Annotated in this window: 17 protein-coding genes; 8 read left to right on the top strand and 9 right to left on the bottom strand. The window is 64.8% G+C overall.

The genetic code is table 11. The features are described from left to right. Positions 1 to 246: 246 nt before the first annotated feature. Both MTX34_RS07490 and MTX34_RS07485 read left to right on the top strand, forming a co-directional pair. A complete protein-coding gene (locus MTX34_RS07490; RefSeq protein ID WP_243608941.1) occupies positions 247 to 1,236 on the top strand; it encodes a YafY family protein in 990 nt (329 codons plus the stop codon). Positions 1,237 to 1,248: 12 nt separating this feature from the next. Further along, on the top strand, positions 1,249 to 2,064 hold the full coding sequence (locus MTX34_RS07485; RefSeq protein ID WP_243608940.1) for a DNA/RNA non-specific endonuclease: 816 nt from the start codon (positions 1,249 to 1,251) through the stop codon (positions 2,062 to 2,064). 8 nt (positions 2,065 to 2,072) lie between these two features. Here the strand turns inward: MTX34_RS07485 and rsmA are convergent, their stop codons facing one another. From rsmA to MTX34_RS07470, 3 genes are all read right to left on the bottom strand, one after another. Continuing rightward, positions 2,073 to 2,948, bottom strand: a complete 876-nt coding sequence (rsmA, locus tag MTX34_RS07480; protein ID WP_243608939.1) for a 16S rRNA (adenine(1518)-N(6)/adenine(1519)-N(6))-dimethyltransferase RsmA — start codon at positions 2,946 to 2,948, stop codon at positions 2,073 to 2,075. 88 nt (positions 2,949 to 3,036) lie between these two features. Beyond that, on the bottom strand, positions 3,037 to 4,164 hold the full coding sequence (locus MTX34_RS07475) for a resuscitation-promoting factor (RefSeq protein WP_243608938.1): 1,128 nt from the start codon (positions 4,162 to 4,164) through the stop codon (positions 3,037 to 3,039). A 102-nt stretch (positions 4,165 to 4,266) separates the two neighbouring features. Further along, complete coding sequence (locus tag MTX34_RS07470; RefSeq protein WP_243608937.1) at positions 4,267 to 5,094, bottom strand: TatD family hydrolase; 828 nt, start codon at positions 5,092 to 5,094, stop codon at positions 4,267 to 4,269. A gap of 21 nt (positions 5,095 to 5,115) precedes the next feature. On the opposite strand from MTX34_RS07470, the gene metG reads away from it, so the two are divergent. After that, positions 5,116 to 6,660, top strand: a complete 1,545-nt coding sequence (gene metG, locus MTX34_RS07465; protein ID WP_243608936.1) for a methionine--tRNA ligase — start codon at positions 5,116 to 5,118, stop codon at positions 6,658 to 6,660. Positions 6,661 to 6,731: 71 nt separating this feature from the next. On the opposite strand, the gene MTX34_RS07460 is transcribed toward metG, so the two are convergent. Then, on the bottom strand, positions 6,732 to 8,111 hold the full coding sequence (locus MTX34_RS07460) for a wax ester/triacylglycerol synthase family O-acyltransferase (RefSeq protein ID WP_243593660.1): 1,380 nt from the start codon (positions 8,109 to 8,111) through the stop codon (positions 6,732 to 6,734). 186 nt (positions 8,112 to 8,297) lie between these two features. Here MTX34_RS07460 and MTX34_RS07455 point away from each other — a divergent pair, with 186 nt between their 5' ends. Then, a complete protein-coding gene (locus tag MTX34_RS07455) occupies positions 8,298 to 9,302 on the top strand; it encodes an alpha/beta hydrolase (protein ID WP_243608935.1) in 1,005 nt (334 codons plus the stop codon). 14 nt (positions 9,303 to 9,316) lie between these two features. Beyond that, positions 9,317 to 9,745 (top strand): SRPBCC family protein, encoded by a 429-nt coding sequence (locus MTX34_RS07450; protein ID WP_243608934.1) that lies wholly within the window; start codon positions 9,317 to 9,319, stop codon positions 9,743 to 9,745. Positions 9,746 to 9,749: 4 nt separating this feature from the next. On the opposite strand, the gene rsmI is transcribed toward MTX34_RS07450, so the two are convergent. Next, a complete protein-coding gene (gene rsmI, locus MTX34_RS07445; protein WP_243593663.1) occupies positions 9,750 to 10,574 on the bottom strand; it encodes a 16S rRNA (cytidine(1402)-2'-O)-methyltransferase in 825 nt (274 codons plus the stop codon). Positions 10,575 to 10,681: 107 nt separating this feature from the next. Between rsmI and MTX34_RS07440 the strand changes: the two genes are divergently transcribed. Then, on the top strand, positions 10,682 to 12,193 hold the full coding sequence (locus MTX34_RS07440) for a dolichyl-phosphate-mannose--protein mannosyltransferase (protein ID WP_243608958.1): 1,512 nt from the start codon (positions 10,682 to 10,684) through the stop codon (positions 12,191 to 12,193). Positions 12,194 to 12,199: 6 nt separating this feature from the next. Here MTX34_RS07440 and MTX34_RS07435 read toward each other — a convergent pair whose 3' ends face one another. The 3 genes from MTX34_RS07435 to MTX34_RS07425 all read right to left on the bottom strand — a co-directional run bounded on the left by MTX34_RS07435 (position 12,200) and on the right by MTX34_RS07425 (position 13,736). Next, positions 12,200 to 12,622, bottom strand: coding sequence for a DoxX family protein (locus MTX34_RS07435; protein WP_243608933.1), 423 nt, complete (start codon positions 12,620 to 12,622; stop codon positions 12,200 to 12,202). A gap of 66 nt (positions 12,623 to 12,688) precedes the next feature. Beyond that, positions 12,689 to 13,057, bottom strand: coding sequence for a GntR family transcriptional regulator (locus MTX34_RS07430; RefSeq protein ID WP_243593665.1), 369 nt, complete (start codon positions 13,055 to 13,057; stop codon positions 12,689 to 12,691). Between the two features lie 10 nt (positions 13,058 to 13,067). Then, a complete protein-coding gene (locus tag MTX34_RS07425) occupies positions 13,068 to 13,736 on the bottom strand; it encodes an SDR family oxidoreductase (RefSeq protein ID WP_243608932.1) in 669 nt (222 codons plus the stop codon). A 65-nt stretch (positions 13,737 to 13,801) separates the two neighbouring features. Here MTX34_RS07425 and arsC point away from each other — a divergent pair, with 65 nt between their 5' ends. Together arsC and soxR are read left to right on the top strand one after the other, a co-directional pair. Further along, entirely contained in the window at positions 13,802 to 14,149 is a 348-nt protein-coding gene (gene arsC / locus MTX34_RS07420; protein WP_243608931.1) for an arsenate reductase (glutaredoxin), read from the top strand. A gap of 82 nt (positions 14,150 to 14,231) precedes the next feature. Continuing rightward, entirely contained in the window at positions 14,232 to 14,732 is a 501-nt protein-coding gene (gene soxR / locus MTX34_RS07415) for a redox-sensitive transcriptional activator SoxR (RefSeq protein WP_308198491.1), read from the top strand. Here the strand turns inward: soxR and MTX34_RS07410 are convergent. Beyond that, positions 14,648 to 15,550: an SDR family oxidoreductase gene (locus tag MTX34_RS07410; RefSeq protein WP_243608930.1), complete on the bottom strand. Its 903-nt coding sequence runs from the start codon at positions 15,548 to 15,550 to the stop codon at positions 14,648 to 14,650. The two genes, soxR and MTX34_RS07410, sit on opposite strands and share 85 nt — an antisense overlap. Positions 15,551 to 15,591 lie beyond the last annotated feature (41 nt).

Genomic DNA, 15,591 nt, shown 5'->3' with positions numbered 1-15,591 from the left:
CGACGAACGAACCCAGCAGTATCGGGACCGGCGACTGACAGAAGGCAAGACCCCACGCGAGATCACCCGATGCCTCAAACGCGCCATCGCCCGCGAAATCTACGGCCTACTCAAGCCGCCCCAGACCGCTTGACAAACATAGGAGCATCGTTCAGTGGACTTCTGGGGGGTCGATGTCACATCGAGTGGACTTTGGGATGCACGATGCGGACCGAATATGTCCGCATTGCGTGGCATCGTGGCGACATGAAGGAAACCTCGGCTCGGTTGCTACGGCTGTTGTCTCTGCTGCAGACGCGTCGTGATTGGGCGGGCGCGGAACTGGCGGAGCGGCTCGACGTCACTCCTCGGACGCTGCGGCGCGATGTCGACAAGCTGCGTGACATCGGCTATCCGGTCAATGCGACGCCCGGTGTCGGTGGCGGATATCAGCTCGGCCCCGGTGCGGAGATGCCTCCGCTGTTGCTCGACGACGACGAGGCGCTGGCGGTGGCGTTCGGGTTACAGTCCGCGGCCGGGGGCTCGGTCGCGGGCATCGGGGAGGCGTCGTTGCGGGCGCTGACGAAGTTGCGGCAGGTGATGCCGTCGCGCATCCAGCATCGGCTCGACGCGTTGCGGATCGACGTGGTGGACAAGACGCCGCGCTCGGCGGTGGATGCATCGGTGCTGTCCACGGTGGCGGCTGTCTGCCACGGACACGAGCGGTTGCGCTTCGACTACCGCAAGCACGACGGTTCCGAGTCCAGGCGCGAGGTGGAGCCCTACAGCCTGGTGCGTGCGGGCGCGCGCTGGTACCTACTGGGTTGGGATGTGCTGCGGGAGGATTGGCGGTCGTTTCGAGTGGATCGCCTGACTCCGAAGATTCCGACGGGTCCGCGGTTCACGCCACGAGAGTTGCCGCCGGGCGGTGCGGCGGCGTTCGTCTCGAAGGGAATCGATCGTGCGTTCGCTCAGGTTCGGGCGCGGATCGCGTTGCATGCTCCGATCGAGACGATCGCACCGATGGTCGACGAACAATGGGGCGCACTCGAATCCATCGACGAGACCACGTGCGCGTTGGTGCTGTCCAGCGATTCGCTGCCCTCGATCGCGCGGTGGCTGGCAGCGTTCGACACCGATTTCACGGTGCTAGATCCACCGGAACTGCGCGAGGAATGCCGCATCGTGGCCGAGCGACACGCGAGGCTGACCGAGCGGTACCTCGCGGCGGTTCACTCTCCGGTAACCGGTACGTGAGTCAATGGGCAGATGACGACACCACTCGGTTTCGACCCGAAGTTCCTGGCCGACATCGACGTTCCGCTACCCGACCGCGTCGACGTGGTGGTACTTCCGTACACGCACTTCTCGGTGTCGATCGACCCTGCCCGACGCCTCGCCGCGGTCACCGGAGTCAATATCGACGGCGCGAGCCTGAAGGACGTCGGGCGGAGCGACAACTGGCGACTCGACGATCGGCTACCGGCTGCGCAGCAGGCCGGCAACGAGTTGTACAAGAACAACGACCTCGATCGTGGGCATCTGGTGCGGCGACGGGATCCGGTGTGGGGTGAGCGTGCAGTGGCGGAGCGCGCCAACGAGGACACGTTCCACTACACCGTGTGTGCCCCACAGACGGCCACACTGAACCAGTCGAAGACACTGTGGCTGGGGCTGGAGGACTACGTATTGGACAACGCCGAGCAGTACGGCCGACAGCTCTCGGTCTTCAGCGGCTGCATCTTCGCCGACGACGATCCGATCTACCGAGGCGTCGCCATTCCGCGGCAGTTCTTCAAGATCGCAGTGTGGTCGCAGGATTCGTCTCCCGCGTGCACCGGATACGTTCTCGATCAGACGCCGTCTCTCGACCCGATCCTCGACAAGCCGCTGCGACTCGACACCGATCCCCCGCCCCTCGGCCCGTACCGGACGTACCAGGTTCCGGTGGCCGACATCGCGTCGCTGACCGGACTGGAGCTGGGCACCCTGATCGGCGCCGACCGCTATGCACCGGTGGCGGCTGCGCGCGAGGGGGCGTCGACGTGGACCGAGCTGACTGCCCTGAGGGACATCCACCTGTAGAAGGTGCCTCAGGCTTCGGTAGCGGCCAAGCGGACGAACGCTGCGGCGTCGATGGTTTCGCCGCGTGCCGTCGGGTCGATTCCGGCCTCGCGCAACCGGCGTTCGGCCGCCACGGGTGAGCCGGCCCACCCGGCGAGCGCTGCTCGCAATGTCTTGCGTCGCTGCGCGAATGCGGCGTCTATGACGGCGAACACGGCCTTGCGATGCGCGGTGTCGGTGGGCCACGGCGGCTCGGCGTACCGATCGATGCGGACCAGTCCCGATTCGACCTTGGGCACCGGCCAGAACACCGAACGGCCTACTGCGCCTGCTCTTCTGACGTCGCCGAAGAACCTGGCCTTGACGCTGGGGATGCCGTAGATCTTGCTTCCGGGCACTGCCGCGAGTCGATCGGCCACCTCGGCTTGGACCATCACCACGGCCACCCGCAGGCTGGGTAGCTCCGAGAACAGGTGAATGAGCACAGGCACCGCGACGTTGTACGGCAGGTTCGCCACCAATGCCGTCGGGTGTCCCGGAATGTCCTCGGCCCGTACGCGCAACGCGTCGGCCTCGAGCACCGTCAGCCGTTCGGCGAGAGTGGGGGCGCGGTCGGCCACCGTGATGGGTAACCGGGTCGCGAGCTTGGGGTCGATCTCGACCGCGACGACCGCGTCGGCCACATCGAGCAGAGCGAGAGTCAACGAACCGAGGCCGGGACCGACCTCGAGGACCGTGTCCTGCGGACCCACGCCTGCGGACGCGACGATGCGTCGAACAGTGTTGGCGTCGTGCACGAAGTTCTGCCCGAGTTGCTTGGTGGGACGCACATCGAGCTCGGCAGCCAGGGAGCGGACCTCGGCGGGACCGAGCAGGGCCGCGGATCCCCTCACATGTTCGGACACGGCCGAAACTCTACGGGGGCGGGAGTGGAGCCTGCGGAATGACCCAGAAACGCGGGAGTGGAGCCTGCGGAATGACCCAGAAAGACAGTCAGCGGTAACCCAAGCGCGAGGTGCAGGCAGGCCATGCGCCCCAGCCCTGCGACTTCTGCGTCACCGACGCGATCGCGATCTGTTCCTCACGGGTGGCGAGGTCGGCACGCGGTGCGTACTTGAGGCCGCCCTGACGTTCCCAGGTGTTCTGGTCGAACTGCACGCCACCGTAGAAACCGTTGCCGGTGTTGATGGCCCAGTTGCCCGTCGCCTCGCACTGCGCGAGGGCGTCCCAGATCGCACCGTTCTCCACCGGCGGCACCTCGGTACCGGGCTTCGCTCCGACGCGAACCGTCTTCGGCTGGGCGGGCACCTGAACCTGCTCGTCGACCTTCTCGCGACCGACCTCGACGCCGTTGACCATGTTGATATTCCACGTGATGTCGGAGACGCCCGGCGCACCCGGGTTCTCGACGACGGTACGGCTCATGTTCATCGTGGGATCTTCGATGCGCTGCTCCGGAGCATCGGTGTCGGTGGTCTCGGTCTTGGTGACGGTGCGATCACGCGTGACGACGATCTCGGCTCCGTCGGTGACGGTGGCGTCGGGATCGGGGCTGACGGTGTCGGCTTCTTCGAGCGGCGCGCCTGCTGCTTCGAGGAATTCACGCACGGTCGGTGCGGCCAGGGTGACCGGCGCGGCGGGGGCTCCTCCATCGACGAGCGAGACCTGCTTGGGCAGTGCCACGTCCAACTCCGTGCCGTCGAGCGGCAGTCGCTCCGAGCGCGAGGCGGACACGTGCACGTCCTCGGCCAGGCCGGTCTGCTGGAGTGCTTCCTCGACCGTCAGCGCGGTGGTCCAGATGTTCTCGGGCTGCCCGTCGACGTTGAGCGTGATCTCGCGGGCGCGGCGCAGGACCACGGTGTCGCCGTCGCTCAACCCGGAGTCGGGAGCGGGAACAACCAGGTCCTTGTCCGACGGCGCGTAGCCGGCGTCGGCCAACGCACTGCTGACGTCGGTCTTCATCGTGCTCAGCGAAATCATGTCGCCGTCGACGTCGATGGTCACGGTCTTGTGACGGCTCACGGCCATCACACCGCCGGCGACGAGCGTCATCAACAGGGCCGCGATGACCAGGTAGAGAGTGGTCGAGCGGGCGGAGTTGAGGCGTCTGATAGTCGACAAGTTTCGTATTCCTGGCGTTTGCGAGCGTGACTTCGGCGTCGAAACGTCCGAGTTCGGTCACGGTACGGTAACGAATTAGTACCCACGCCGCAACCTCAGCTGCTAGAAGCCGTACACCCTCTCCGCGTTGGCCGTGGCATACGCGGCCAGCTCGGCCGGATCCTGATCTCGAATCTGGGCCAACGCTCGCGCGGTGTAGGGCAAGCAGTACGGCTCATTGGGCGCGCCTCGGTACGGATGCGGAGTCAAGAACGGCGCGTCGGTCTCCACCAGCACCAAGTCGTCGGGAACGAGCAGAGCAGCCTCCCGCAGCGCGTGCGCATTCTTGAAACTGACAGTCCCGGAGAAGCTGAGCACGTAGCCGGCGTCGACGCACGCCTTCGCAGTCGCGGGACCGCCGGAGAAGCAGTGGAAGATCACGGTCTCGGGCGCGCCCTCCGCCGTCAGAACAGCCAGCAGATCCTCGTCGGCCTCGCGATTGTGAATCATCAACGGCTTACCCAGACGCTTCGCCAGGTCGATGTGCCACCGGAATCCGTCGTGCTGCTCCGCCACCGTGGCGCACCCGTCGAGCTTGCCGGGCCAGTAGTAGTCCAGCCCGGTCTCCCCCACGGCAACCACCCGGGGGTCGGACGCCAAGCGCTCGATCTCGACCTTGGCCGCGTCGTCGAGCACGTTCGCCCGGGTGGGGTGAATGGCAACGGCGGCCCACACCCGCGGATCCCAGGAGGCCGCGTCGACGGCGAACCGCGCAGCGTCGAGATCGTCGGCGATCGTGACCACGCGCGTGACTCCGACGGACTCCGCCTTGTCCACTATCGCGGCCACGCTCGCCGCGTCGGTCGCCCCACACGCGTCGAGGTGGGTGTGTGCGTCGACGAGGGTGCCGACGGGCTCGGGCAACGGCGGTGCGGGACGGTCTCTACTCACGCTGGTTAGAGTAGGCGAACCATGACTGCGCCAGCTGATGCCTCACGGCCACCCTTCTACGTCACCACCGCAATCGCGTACCCCAACGGCGCTCCGCACATCGGGCACGCCTACGAGTACATCGCCACCGACGCCATCGCGCGCTTCAAGCGCCTCGACGGTTACGACGTGCGATTCCTGACGGGCACCGACGAGCACGGGCTGAAGATGCAGCAGACCGCGCAGACCGAGGGCGTCGACGTGCGGCAGCTCGCCGCCCGCAACTCCGATGCGTTCCAGACGGCGCAGGACCTGCTGAAGATCTCCTACGGCCGCTTCATCCGCACCACCGACGCCGACCATCACGCTGCGAGCCAGGAACTGTGGACGCGGATGGAGGCGAACGGCGACATCTACCTCGACGCGTTCTCCGGCTGGTACTCGGTGAGAGACGAAGCGTTCTACACCGAAGCCGAGACCACCCTGAACGACGACGGCTCCCGCGTCGCAACCGAGACGAACACTCCCGTCGAGTGGACCGAGGAACCGTCGTACTTCTTCCGTCTGTCGCAGTACCAGGACAAACTGCTCGAGCTCTACGACGCGTCGCCGGACTTCATCGCGCCCAACACCCGTCGCAACGAGATCGTGAACTTCGTCAAAGGCGGCCTGCGCGACCTGTCGATCTCCCGGACCACGTTCGACTGGGGTGTGCCGGTACCCGGCGATCCCGCGCACGTGATGTACGTGTGGGTCGACGCGCTGACCAACTACCTCACCGGTGCCGGGTTCCCCGAGACCGACTCCGAGGCGTACCGGAAGTTCTGGCCCGCAGATCTGCACATCATCGGCAAGGACATCACCCGCTTCCACACCGTCTATTGGCCTGCGTTCCTGATGTCCGCGGGGATCGAGCTGCCCAAGCGGGTGTTCGTGCACGGGTTCCTGAACGTCAAGGGCGAGAAGATGTCCAAGTCCCTCGGCAACGTTCTCGACCCGAAGTCGTTGGTGGAGAACTACGGTCTCGATCCGGTGCGCTTCTTCTTCCTGCGCGAGGTCTCGTTCGGTCAGGACGGAAGCTACAGCCACGAGGCCATCGTCGCCCGCGTCAACGCCGACCTGTCCAACGAGCTCGGCAACCTCGCGCAGCGGTCGCTGACCATGGTCGCCAAGAACCTCGACGGCGCGCTCCCGACCCCGGGCGAGTTCACCGCCGAGGACGAGGCGATGCTGGCCCGCGCGGACGCGTTGCTCGAGATCTGCCGACGCGAATTCGACGTGCAGGCACTCCATTCCGCACTCGAAGCGATCTGGTCGGTGCTCGGCGAGACCAACCGCTACTTCTCGCTGCAGCAGCCGTGGGTGCTACGCAAGACCGATCCCGATCGCATGGCCACCGTGCTGTACGTGACGATCGAGGTGCTGCGCATCGTGAGCATCCTGGCTCAGCCCGTCATGCCGGATTCTGCGTCGCGCATCCTCGACCTGCTCGGGGCGTCGAACCGTGAATTCACCGACATCGCAACACGTTCGGTGCCTGGTACTGCACTGCCGACCCCGACGCCGGTGTTCCCCAAGTACGAGTAGAGCGCTCCGCGCATGTGAGCGGAACTTCGTAGCCCACTACGAATTTCCGTTCACGTGCGGCGAAGCCGCTCTCACAACGTCTTCTCGAGCTCCTCCAACGTGTTCTCCAGGTGCGTCAGCATGCGCTGCAGGTGCGGCACGCTGCGCCTGCAGCCGATGAGCCCGAAGTTCAGCGAGTCACCGTTACTGGCGACGGTGATGTTGAGCGCCTGCCCGTCGGCGACGATCGACGCCGGGTAGATGCCGTCGAGTTTCGCGCCGTTCCAGTACAGATCCTCCTTGGATCCGGGCACGTTCGAGATGATGACGTTGAACGGCGGCGGGGTGTAGTCGACGAATCCCGGCACCGGGCCGAACAGCAACGGGGCCATGGTGATTGCGCCGACGGTGAGCGCTTCGAGGGTGTTGAGTTCGCTCATCATCTGCTTGCCCTTGACGGTCGAATCCTTGATGCGCTCGAGCCGAAGAATCGGATCGGACTCGTCGGTGCCCAGGTTGCACAGGATGGTCGTGACCGAATTCCCGGCGTCCCTGTCGTCACCCTCTTTGCGTAGCGACACCGGCACCATGGCGATCAACGGATCCTCGGGCAGCGCGTTTTGATCGATGAGGTACGCCCGCAGAGCGCCTGCGCACATCGCGAGCACCATGTCGTTGAGCGTCGCATCGAGGGCCGACCCGACCGTGCGGATGCGCTCGATCGACCAACTCTCGGCGGCGAAACGTCGCGCACCGCCGATGGCCACGTTGAACATCGTCCTCGGTGCCTGCAACGGCAGTTGCGCTCCCTCTTTCTTCAACGCACGCATCCCGATTCGCGCAGATGCAGGCGCGAAGTCGACCAAGTCACCGACGATCTTGCGTCCCATCGAGAAGCCGCCGCCGAGCTGCGCCAATCGCCCGGGCTGCTCGGTAGCGACCTGCTTCTTGCGTCTGCCGAACAGGGACGGATCCCACGTTGCTTTCCCACTTCGATCGTCCGGGTCGGTGGACAGCGTTCGCTGCATCAGCTTCAGGGCGCTCACACCGTCGACCAGCGAGTGATGCACTTTGGTGTACAACGCAATTCGGCCGTCCGCCAATCCCTCGATGATGTGCAGCTCCCACATCGGTTTGTATCGATCGAGTGGCGCACTGTGATTGAGCGACAGGAACTGGAAGAGCTCCCGAATCCTCCCCGGCGCAGGCAGCACCGTGCGGCGAACGTGATACTCGAAGTCGACGTCCGGGTCGAAGGCCCAGGCCAGGTTGCCCATGATCTGCACCGGACGCGCGGGACGCTTGCGGAAGAGCTCGTGCACCTCACCGGTGGTGAACTTGCTGTGCACCTCCTCGGCGAAGTCGTGCGGATCGCCGGGCGGCACGAACAACTCCAAACCGCCCACGTGCATCGGGTGTTCCCGTGACTCGGCGATCAGAAACATCGATTCGGTGATGGGCATGAGTGCCATGAGCTGTCCCTTTTCCATTTGTTTTCGGTCACGGTACGGCACCGAATGTGACTCAGAACACGACCTTACGTCGGGTCGCGAAAAGCTACCCGCTATTGTCCGTTAGCAGGGGTTCCAAATAGAGCGGGGTTCCAACGCACGGCGCACACGCACCGCGCAACGACAACGGGGATGGAGGCGACGGTCATGAATCCGGCGCTCACCGTAGTGAAATCGACCGACCCGGCAGCCACCGCGCGCCGACGCGACATCCGTGGCGCGAGCCTGCAGTCGCAGATCCTGTCCAAGTACCTGCAGTTCACCGTCCGTCCGTTTCTGACCGTGTGGGCACAGGCCCCCTCACTTCCGTGGCCGATGGGACTGGTCGACTACGCCGGACTGCTCGTACCGCAGATCAGCGGCACCACCCGCAGTCGCGTCATGCTCGCCGAGTGCGAGGCCGAGTGGATCCGCGCCGAGGGCACCGGAACAGATCGCGTGGTGCTCTACCTGCACGGCGGCGCATTCGTCTGCTGCGGCCTGCGCACCCATCGTCGGATGACCTCACGCGTTTCGAAGCACGTCGACGGCTCGGTGCTGTCGGTGAACTATCGGATGATGCCGCGCAACCCGATCAGCCACGCCGTCGAGGACGGCGTCGACGCGTATCGCTTCCTGCTCGATTCCGGATACCGACCGGAGCAGATCGTCCTGGGTGGCGACTCGGCAGGCGGATACCTGGCGTTCATGGTCACCCTGGCCCTGCGCACCGTCGGGTTGCCCGCCCCCGCAGGGATCTTCACCATGTCCCCACTCACCGATATGGACCCTTCCGGCAAACTCGATCACGAGAACGCGTCGAAGTGTTCGGTCTTTCCGTCCAACGCAGTTCCGGCGCTGACCGCTCTGGCCGATCGCGTCGATGCGCGCATCGTCGTCGACGGCGAACGGGGCCCGCGAGTCTCGCCCGTCGACGGTGATCTCACCGGCATGCCGCCGGTGCTGATTCAGGTCGGTTCCACCGAAATGGTCTATGCCGACGCAGAACTCATGGCCGAACGCCTGGCGGTCGCCGGAGTCGAGTGCGAACTCCAGGTGTACGAGGATCAGGTCCACGTGTTCCAGGCAGCCGATTTCGTCCCCGAAGCCCAACGCGCGCTACGCGCCATCGGCGAGTTCGCCCGGAACGTCAGCCCCCGTACAGAAAGCTGAGATACCTTCTCCCCATGGCAGTCACAGTGAACAAGTCCGTCGACATCGACGCCGACGCAGCCACAATTCTCGACGTCCTCGCCGACGTCGAAGGCCTCCCCTCGTGGTCTCCGGTGCACAAGAAGTGCGAGGTGGTCGATCGCTTCGAGAACGGCCGACCGAACCACGTCAAGATGAACGTCTCGATCATCGGCGTCAACGACGAGCAGTTGGTCGAATACACCTGGAGTGAGAACGAGGTGTCGTGGAGCCTGGTGGAGAGCAACCAGCAGAAGGCTCAAGAAGGTCGATACACGTTGACGCCCAAGGGCAACGGCACGCACGTCGAGTTCGAGCTGACCGTCGACCCCAAGGCTCCACTGCCCGGCTTCCTCGTGAAGAAGGGAACCAAGACGATCCTCGAGGCGGCGACAGAGGGCCTGCGCAAGAAAGTGCTGGGCTGACCCGCTACTGCTCTTTTCGCGCGGCGAGGACGGCCTCGTAGACCTCGCGTTTGGACACGCCACCGACCGCCACCTGAGCGCAGGCGTCCTTCAACCGCATGCCCGACGCCACCAGCGTTTCGACGTCGGCAACGAGATCCTCGGGCTCCTCGGCGACGGCGACAGCGCCTTCGAGCACGACGGTGATCTCGCCGCGCACGCCGCCCCGCGCCCATTCGAGCAGCTCGCCCAGGCCGCCGCGTCGCACCTCCTCGTAGGTCTTGGTCAGCTCACGGCACACCGCGGCGCGCCGGTCGGGACCGAGGACGTGCACGGCGTCCTCGAGGCACGCGACGAGGCGATGCGGTGCCTCGAAGAACGCGATGGCACGCGGTTCGGCGAGCACCGACTGGAAATAGGTGCGTCGCTGTCCTTGCTTACGCGGGACGAACCCGTCGAAACAGAACCGTTCGACGGGCAGACCGGACAACGCGAGCGCCGTCGTCACTGCCGAAGGACCGGGCAGGCAGGTCACCGGCAGATCGGCGTCGACGCATGCCGCCACGAGGCGGTAGCCCGGATCGCTCACCGACGGCATCCCGGCATCGGTGACCAGCAGGACAGACTTGCCCTCGGCCACTGCCTCGACGAGTGCCGGGAGGCGGGCCGTCTCGACCTGATCGTAGAAACTGACGATTCTGCCCGTGATCACCACGCCGAGCGACGACGCGAGTTGTTTGGTGCGCCGGGTGTCCTCGGCGGCGACGACATCGGCACTGCCGAGGGCATCACGCAGGCGCTGCGAGGCATCACCGACGTCGCCCATCGGGGTGGCGGCAAGGATGAGCATGGCTCCAGTGTCCCGCACGCGGTACAGCGGCTTGTCGGGCACTGCCGATCAACGCCTACGATCGGTACGTGACCTTGCTGACCTCTGAGCGCTCCGGCGACCGGTCGATGGTCAGTCCCGGGCCGACCGTCGCCGCGCGCGACTGGTTCCACGACACCGATGCCCGACGCGGTTGGATCGTCACCGTCGTGATCACCGTCATCTGCGCAGTCACGCGATTCACGATGCTGCGCTACCCCACCGACGCGGGGACACCCGTGTTCGACGAGAAGCACTACGCCCCGCAGGGCTATCAGGTTCTCACCGGCGGTGGAATCGAGGACAATCCGGCGTACGGACTCGTGGTGCATCCGCCGGTCGGCAAGCAGCTGATCGCCGTCGGGGAAGCGTTGTTCGGTTACAACGGCTGGGGTTGGCGCTTCTCCTCGGCGGTGGCCGGAACCTTGTTGGTGCTGTTGGTGATTCGCATCGTGCGACGCCTCGCGCGATCGACCCTCGTCGGGGCGATCGCGGGCATTCTGCTGACGGTGGACGGAGTGACGTTCGTCAGCAGCCGTATCGGCATGCTGGACATTTTTCTCGCTCTCTTCGTCACTGCCGCGCTGGGCTGCCTGGTAGTCGACCGCGACGACATGCGGCAACGACTGTCGAGAGTGCGCGCCGAAGGTCGAATGGACGCCAGCGTGCTCGGGCCGCGAATGGGAGTGCGGTGGTGGCGATTCGGGGCCGGTGTCATGTTGGGGCTCGCCTGCGGCACCAAGTGGTCGGGTCTGTACTTCATCGCATTCTTCGGATTGTTGAGTGTGGCATTCGATGTGGCTGCGCGGCGCTCGTACGGCGTCCGACGCCCGTGGCGGGGAACGGCAGTGCGCGACATCGGGCCTGCGCTGTACGCACTGGTGGTAGTGCCGATCGCGGTGTATCTGATGACGTGGTGGGCATGGTTCACCTCGGAGACCAGCGTCTACCGACACGAAGTCGGCGACGGTGTCGGCGTCGGAGGCCCGTTCTCGTTCGTTCCCGACGCGCTGCGTTCACTGTGGTTCTACAGCAGCAGTGTGCTGCAATTCCATGAGGGACTGACCAATTCGGCCGGCAACCGGCACCCGTGGGAATCGAAGCCGTGGACGTGGCCGATGGGCCTGCGACCGATGCTGTATTACTTCGCCGACGGCGAGAACGTGTCCGGCTGCTCGGCGTCCTCGTGCGTGAAAGCGATCATGCTCATCGGCACGCCGGCGATGTGGTGGCTGGCGCTGCCGATGCTGGCATGGGCGATCTGGTCGGTGTTCGTCCGACGCGACTGGCGTTACGCCACAGTGCTGGTCGGGTACTCCGCAGCACTGCTGCCGTGGTTCGCCACCCTCGATCGACAGATGTACTACTTCTACGCGGTCGCACTCGCGCCGTTCATGGTGATGGGTTTCGCGTTGGTGCTGGGCGACATCATCGGGAAAGCCAGAGCATCGGCCGAGCGGCGAGGTACCGGACTACTGCTGGTGGCCCTGTACCTCGCCGTGGTGATCGCGAACTTCGTCTGGCTGTGGCCGATTCTCACCGCGATGCCGATTACGCCCGAAATGTGGCAGCAACAGCTGTGGTTACCGAGCTGGCGTTAGCCCGGGTTATGCACCCAGTGCGGTCTTGCCTTTGGTGAGTCCGTCGATGCTGATGCGTCCGGCACCGAATGCGGCCAGCAGCAGCGCGCCGACACCGAGGCCGACAACGAGCTCGTAGCCGTTCTCCGTTGCGAACACACCGTTCTCGAAGTGGACGAAGATGGCGGCACCGAGCATGTTCAGGAACAGCAGCAGACCTGCGATGGGAGTGAAGATTCCCAGTACGAGCGCGCCACCGCCGACCAGTTCGACGAACGTGGCGAAGTACGCGGATGCGGTGGGCAGCGGAACGTTCATCATCTCGAAGCTCGCTGCGGCACCGTCGAGACCGAAAGTGTTCAGCTTCTGCCAACCGTGGGCGATGAAGACGACTCCCAATCCGATTCGGGCTACGAGGGCGACGACGTCACGGACGACGGTGGAATTCATGACACATCCTTCTGGCAGGGCTGCATGGGCAGCACTACCCTGACAGAAGTAACTTGAAGCGTCAACTTAGCTGCCGCTTGCACCTTTCAGAGCGGATTCCAAGAAGGAACGGGCCTGGTCGTCGTCGAGACCGATGGACCGGACGGCTCGGACGAACTCCGTCGCCGCCCGGGCTGCGATGTCTCGCGAGGGATCGCCACCCGACGCGACGAACGAGCCGGATCGGCCTCGAGTTTCGATGACCCCCTGCTGCTCGAGCTCGCGGTAGGTCTTCGCGACCGTGTTCGGCGCGATCTTCAGCTCCTCGGCCAGGCCGCGAACCGTCGGAATCTTGGTGCCCGCGATGAGATCGCCGGATCGCACCAGCCCGAGAATCTGCATTCGCAGCTGCTCGAACACGGGGGTCGTGTTCGACGAATCGATATGTACGCGCACGGTCGCAGCCTTATCCCAGCGCGTCGACTGCGGAAACGATCGATGTCGAGCCGGACGTCAGCATCAGCGTCTTGTGCACAGCCGATCCGGTGTCGAGCAACTGCGCGATCACCGCTGCTACGTCGGCGCGCGTCACTTCACCGGGGTCCAACGGCGGCTCGGTCAGGGATACCGAGCCGGTCGGATCCTCGTCCGTCAGCTTGCCTGGTCGCAGAATCGTCCAGTGCAAGCCGCTCCTGGCCGAAACATTATCTTCCGCAGCCGTTTTGGCCTCGATGTATGCCTTCCAACCAGCGTCGAGATCCTCCGCGACCGGCTCACCTGCACCGAACGAGCTGATCAGGACATAGCGACTGACACCGGCCTTCTCTGCCGCGTCGGCCAGCAACACAGCGCCCGCGCGGTCGACAGTGTCCTTGCCCTCGGGACCGCTGTCGGGGCCCGCACCTGCCGCGAACACGACTGCGTCGGCACCTTCGAGTACTGCGGCCACGTCGTCGACAGATGCCGATTCGAGGTCGATCACCTGCGGCAGTGCGCCCAAAGCGGTGACGGCATCGATGTGGTCGCTGTTGCGAATCAGCGACACCGCACGATCTCCGTTCGCCGTGAGCACCTGAGTCAGATGTTGAGCGATCTGTCCGTGGCCACCTGCAATGACAATGCGCTTATCGGTCATGAAAGCTACTCCCGTTCCTGGCGTGAATCTGTCGGCTTGGCTACCCGCGTGGCAGGATCGCAAACATGACTTCGTCCGCGACCATCTATCACAATCCCCGGTGCAACACCTCTCGCACCGCGTTGAAATTGATCGAAGAAGCGGGCGTCACTCCGCGAGTGATCCGTTACCTCGAGTCGCCGCCCACCGAGGACGAACTCCGCACGCTCCTCGCCGACGCCGGCCTCGAACCCCGTCAGGCCATCCGTACGCGCGAGAGTGTCTACAAGGAACTGGGACTCACCGGCGCGGACGCCGACACGTTGATCGCGGCCATGATCCAGCACCCGATTCTCATCGAACGCCCGATCGTGGTGACCGACAAGGGCACCGTGCTGGCCCGGCCGGCCGACAGGGTGCGGACCGTCCTGTAGAGCGCTGCAACGTCTCGCGGGACACCGAACACGACGCGAGTCGGCACCCGACGGGAGCAGGACCTGAAGTATTGTCGAGGTCGTGCCGATGCCCGAGTGGAACGTTCGAGAACTGACTCCCGGCCAGTTATCCGAGCGCAGCGGGGTTGCGGTATCGGCCTTGCACTTCTACGAGAAGCAAGGTCTGATCAGCAGCCGTCGAACATCGGGCAATCAACGCAGATTTCCCCGTGAGACGTTGCGCCGCGTGGCCTTCATCCGCATTTCACAGAAGGTCGGGATTCCATTGGCGACCATTCGGCAGGCGTTGAGTGAACTACCGGACGAGCGGACGCCGACGCGCGAGGATTGGGCCGGGCTCTCGACACGGTGGCATCGCGAATTGGACTCTCGGATAGAGCAATTGATTCGGCTCAGAGACAACTTGACCGGGTGCATCGGGTGCGGTTGCCTGTCGCTGGCCGGTTGTGCACTGGCCAATCCGCACGACGAGCTGTCCTATTCGGGCCCGGGCGCGCGCACGCTGGACGTCGATTTCGACGATCCCTCGTCCCTACGCGGCTCGAGCAACTTGGAGAACTGATCGTTCGCCTTCTGCAGCACGAACTCGTAGGGTGGAGCGAACTTTCGAGCGACCCAGTATCCGAAGCGAATGTCGTTGGAGGAGTACACGAGGTATTTGCGTTTGGCGATTCCGGCGAGAATTGCGTCGGCGACCACCGACGGTTCCACGGCGCGCTTCTCGAATCGATGCTGCAACTTCTGTACGCGCGGATCGTCGCGGTCGATGCCGGCGATCTGAAGTGTCTGCACCAGACCGGTTTTGACACCACCGGGCACCACCAGACTGACGCCGATTCCGTGGCGCTTGAGGTCGTACTTGAGCACCTCGGACACTCCCCGCAGGCCGTACTTGCTGGCGCTGTAGGCAGCGTGCCACGGCAGGGGAATCAACCCCGCAGCGGACGACACGTTGACCAGATGGCCGCCACGCCCGGCCTCGATCATCGGGGGCAAGAATTTCTCGATGACGTGTATCGGCCCCATGAGATTGACGTCGATCATCGACTTCCAGTGCCGGTGTTCGAGATTTTCGACAGTTCCCCATGCGGAGATCCCGGCGACATTCATCACGACGTCCAGGCTGCCGAATTCGGCGTGGATGTCGTCCGCGAACGCACTGACCGCCTCGAAGTCGGACACATCGAACGGCAGCGAGTGGCTGACAGTGCCGCCCGCGCCACTGACCATGTCCACCGTCTCAGCCAACCCGGCGCTGTTGATGTCGGTGAGGAACAGCTCGGCTCCCACTCCAGCGGCAGCGATGGCCGTTGCCCGGCCGATTCCGCTACCCGCTCCTGTGATCAACGTCTTCTTGCCGCGCAGATCGTATGTAGCCATCGAAGCCTGCATCCCCCACCGGTCGCCACGTGTCAGTTCGA

The sequence above is a fragment of the Rhodococcus sp. ARC_M5 genome (assembly GCF_022810405.1).
GTDB lineage: Bacteria > Actinomycetota > Actinomycetes > Mycobacteriales > Mycobacteriaceae > Rhodococcoides > Rhodococcoides navarretei.
Note: the sequence above shows the minus strand (reverse complement) of the source record. Positions and strands in the feature narration are given on the sequence as shown.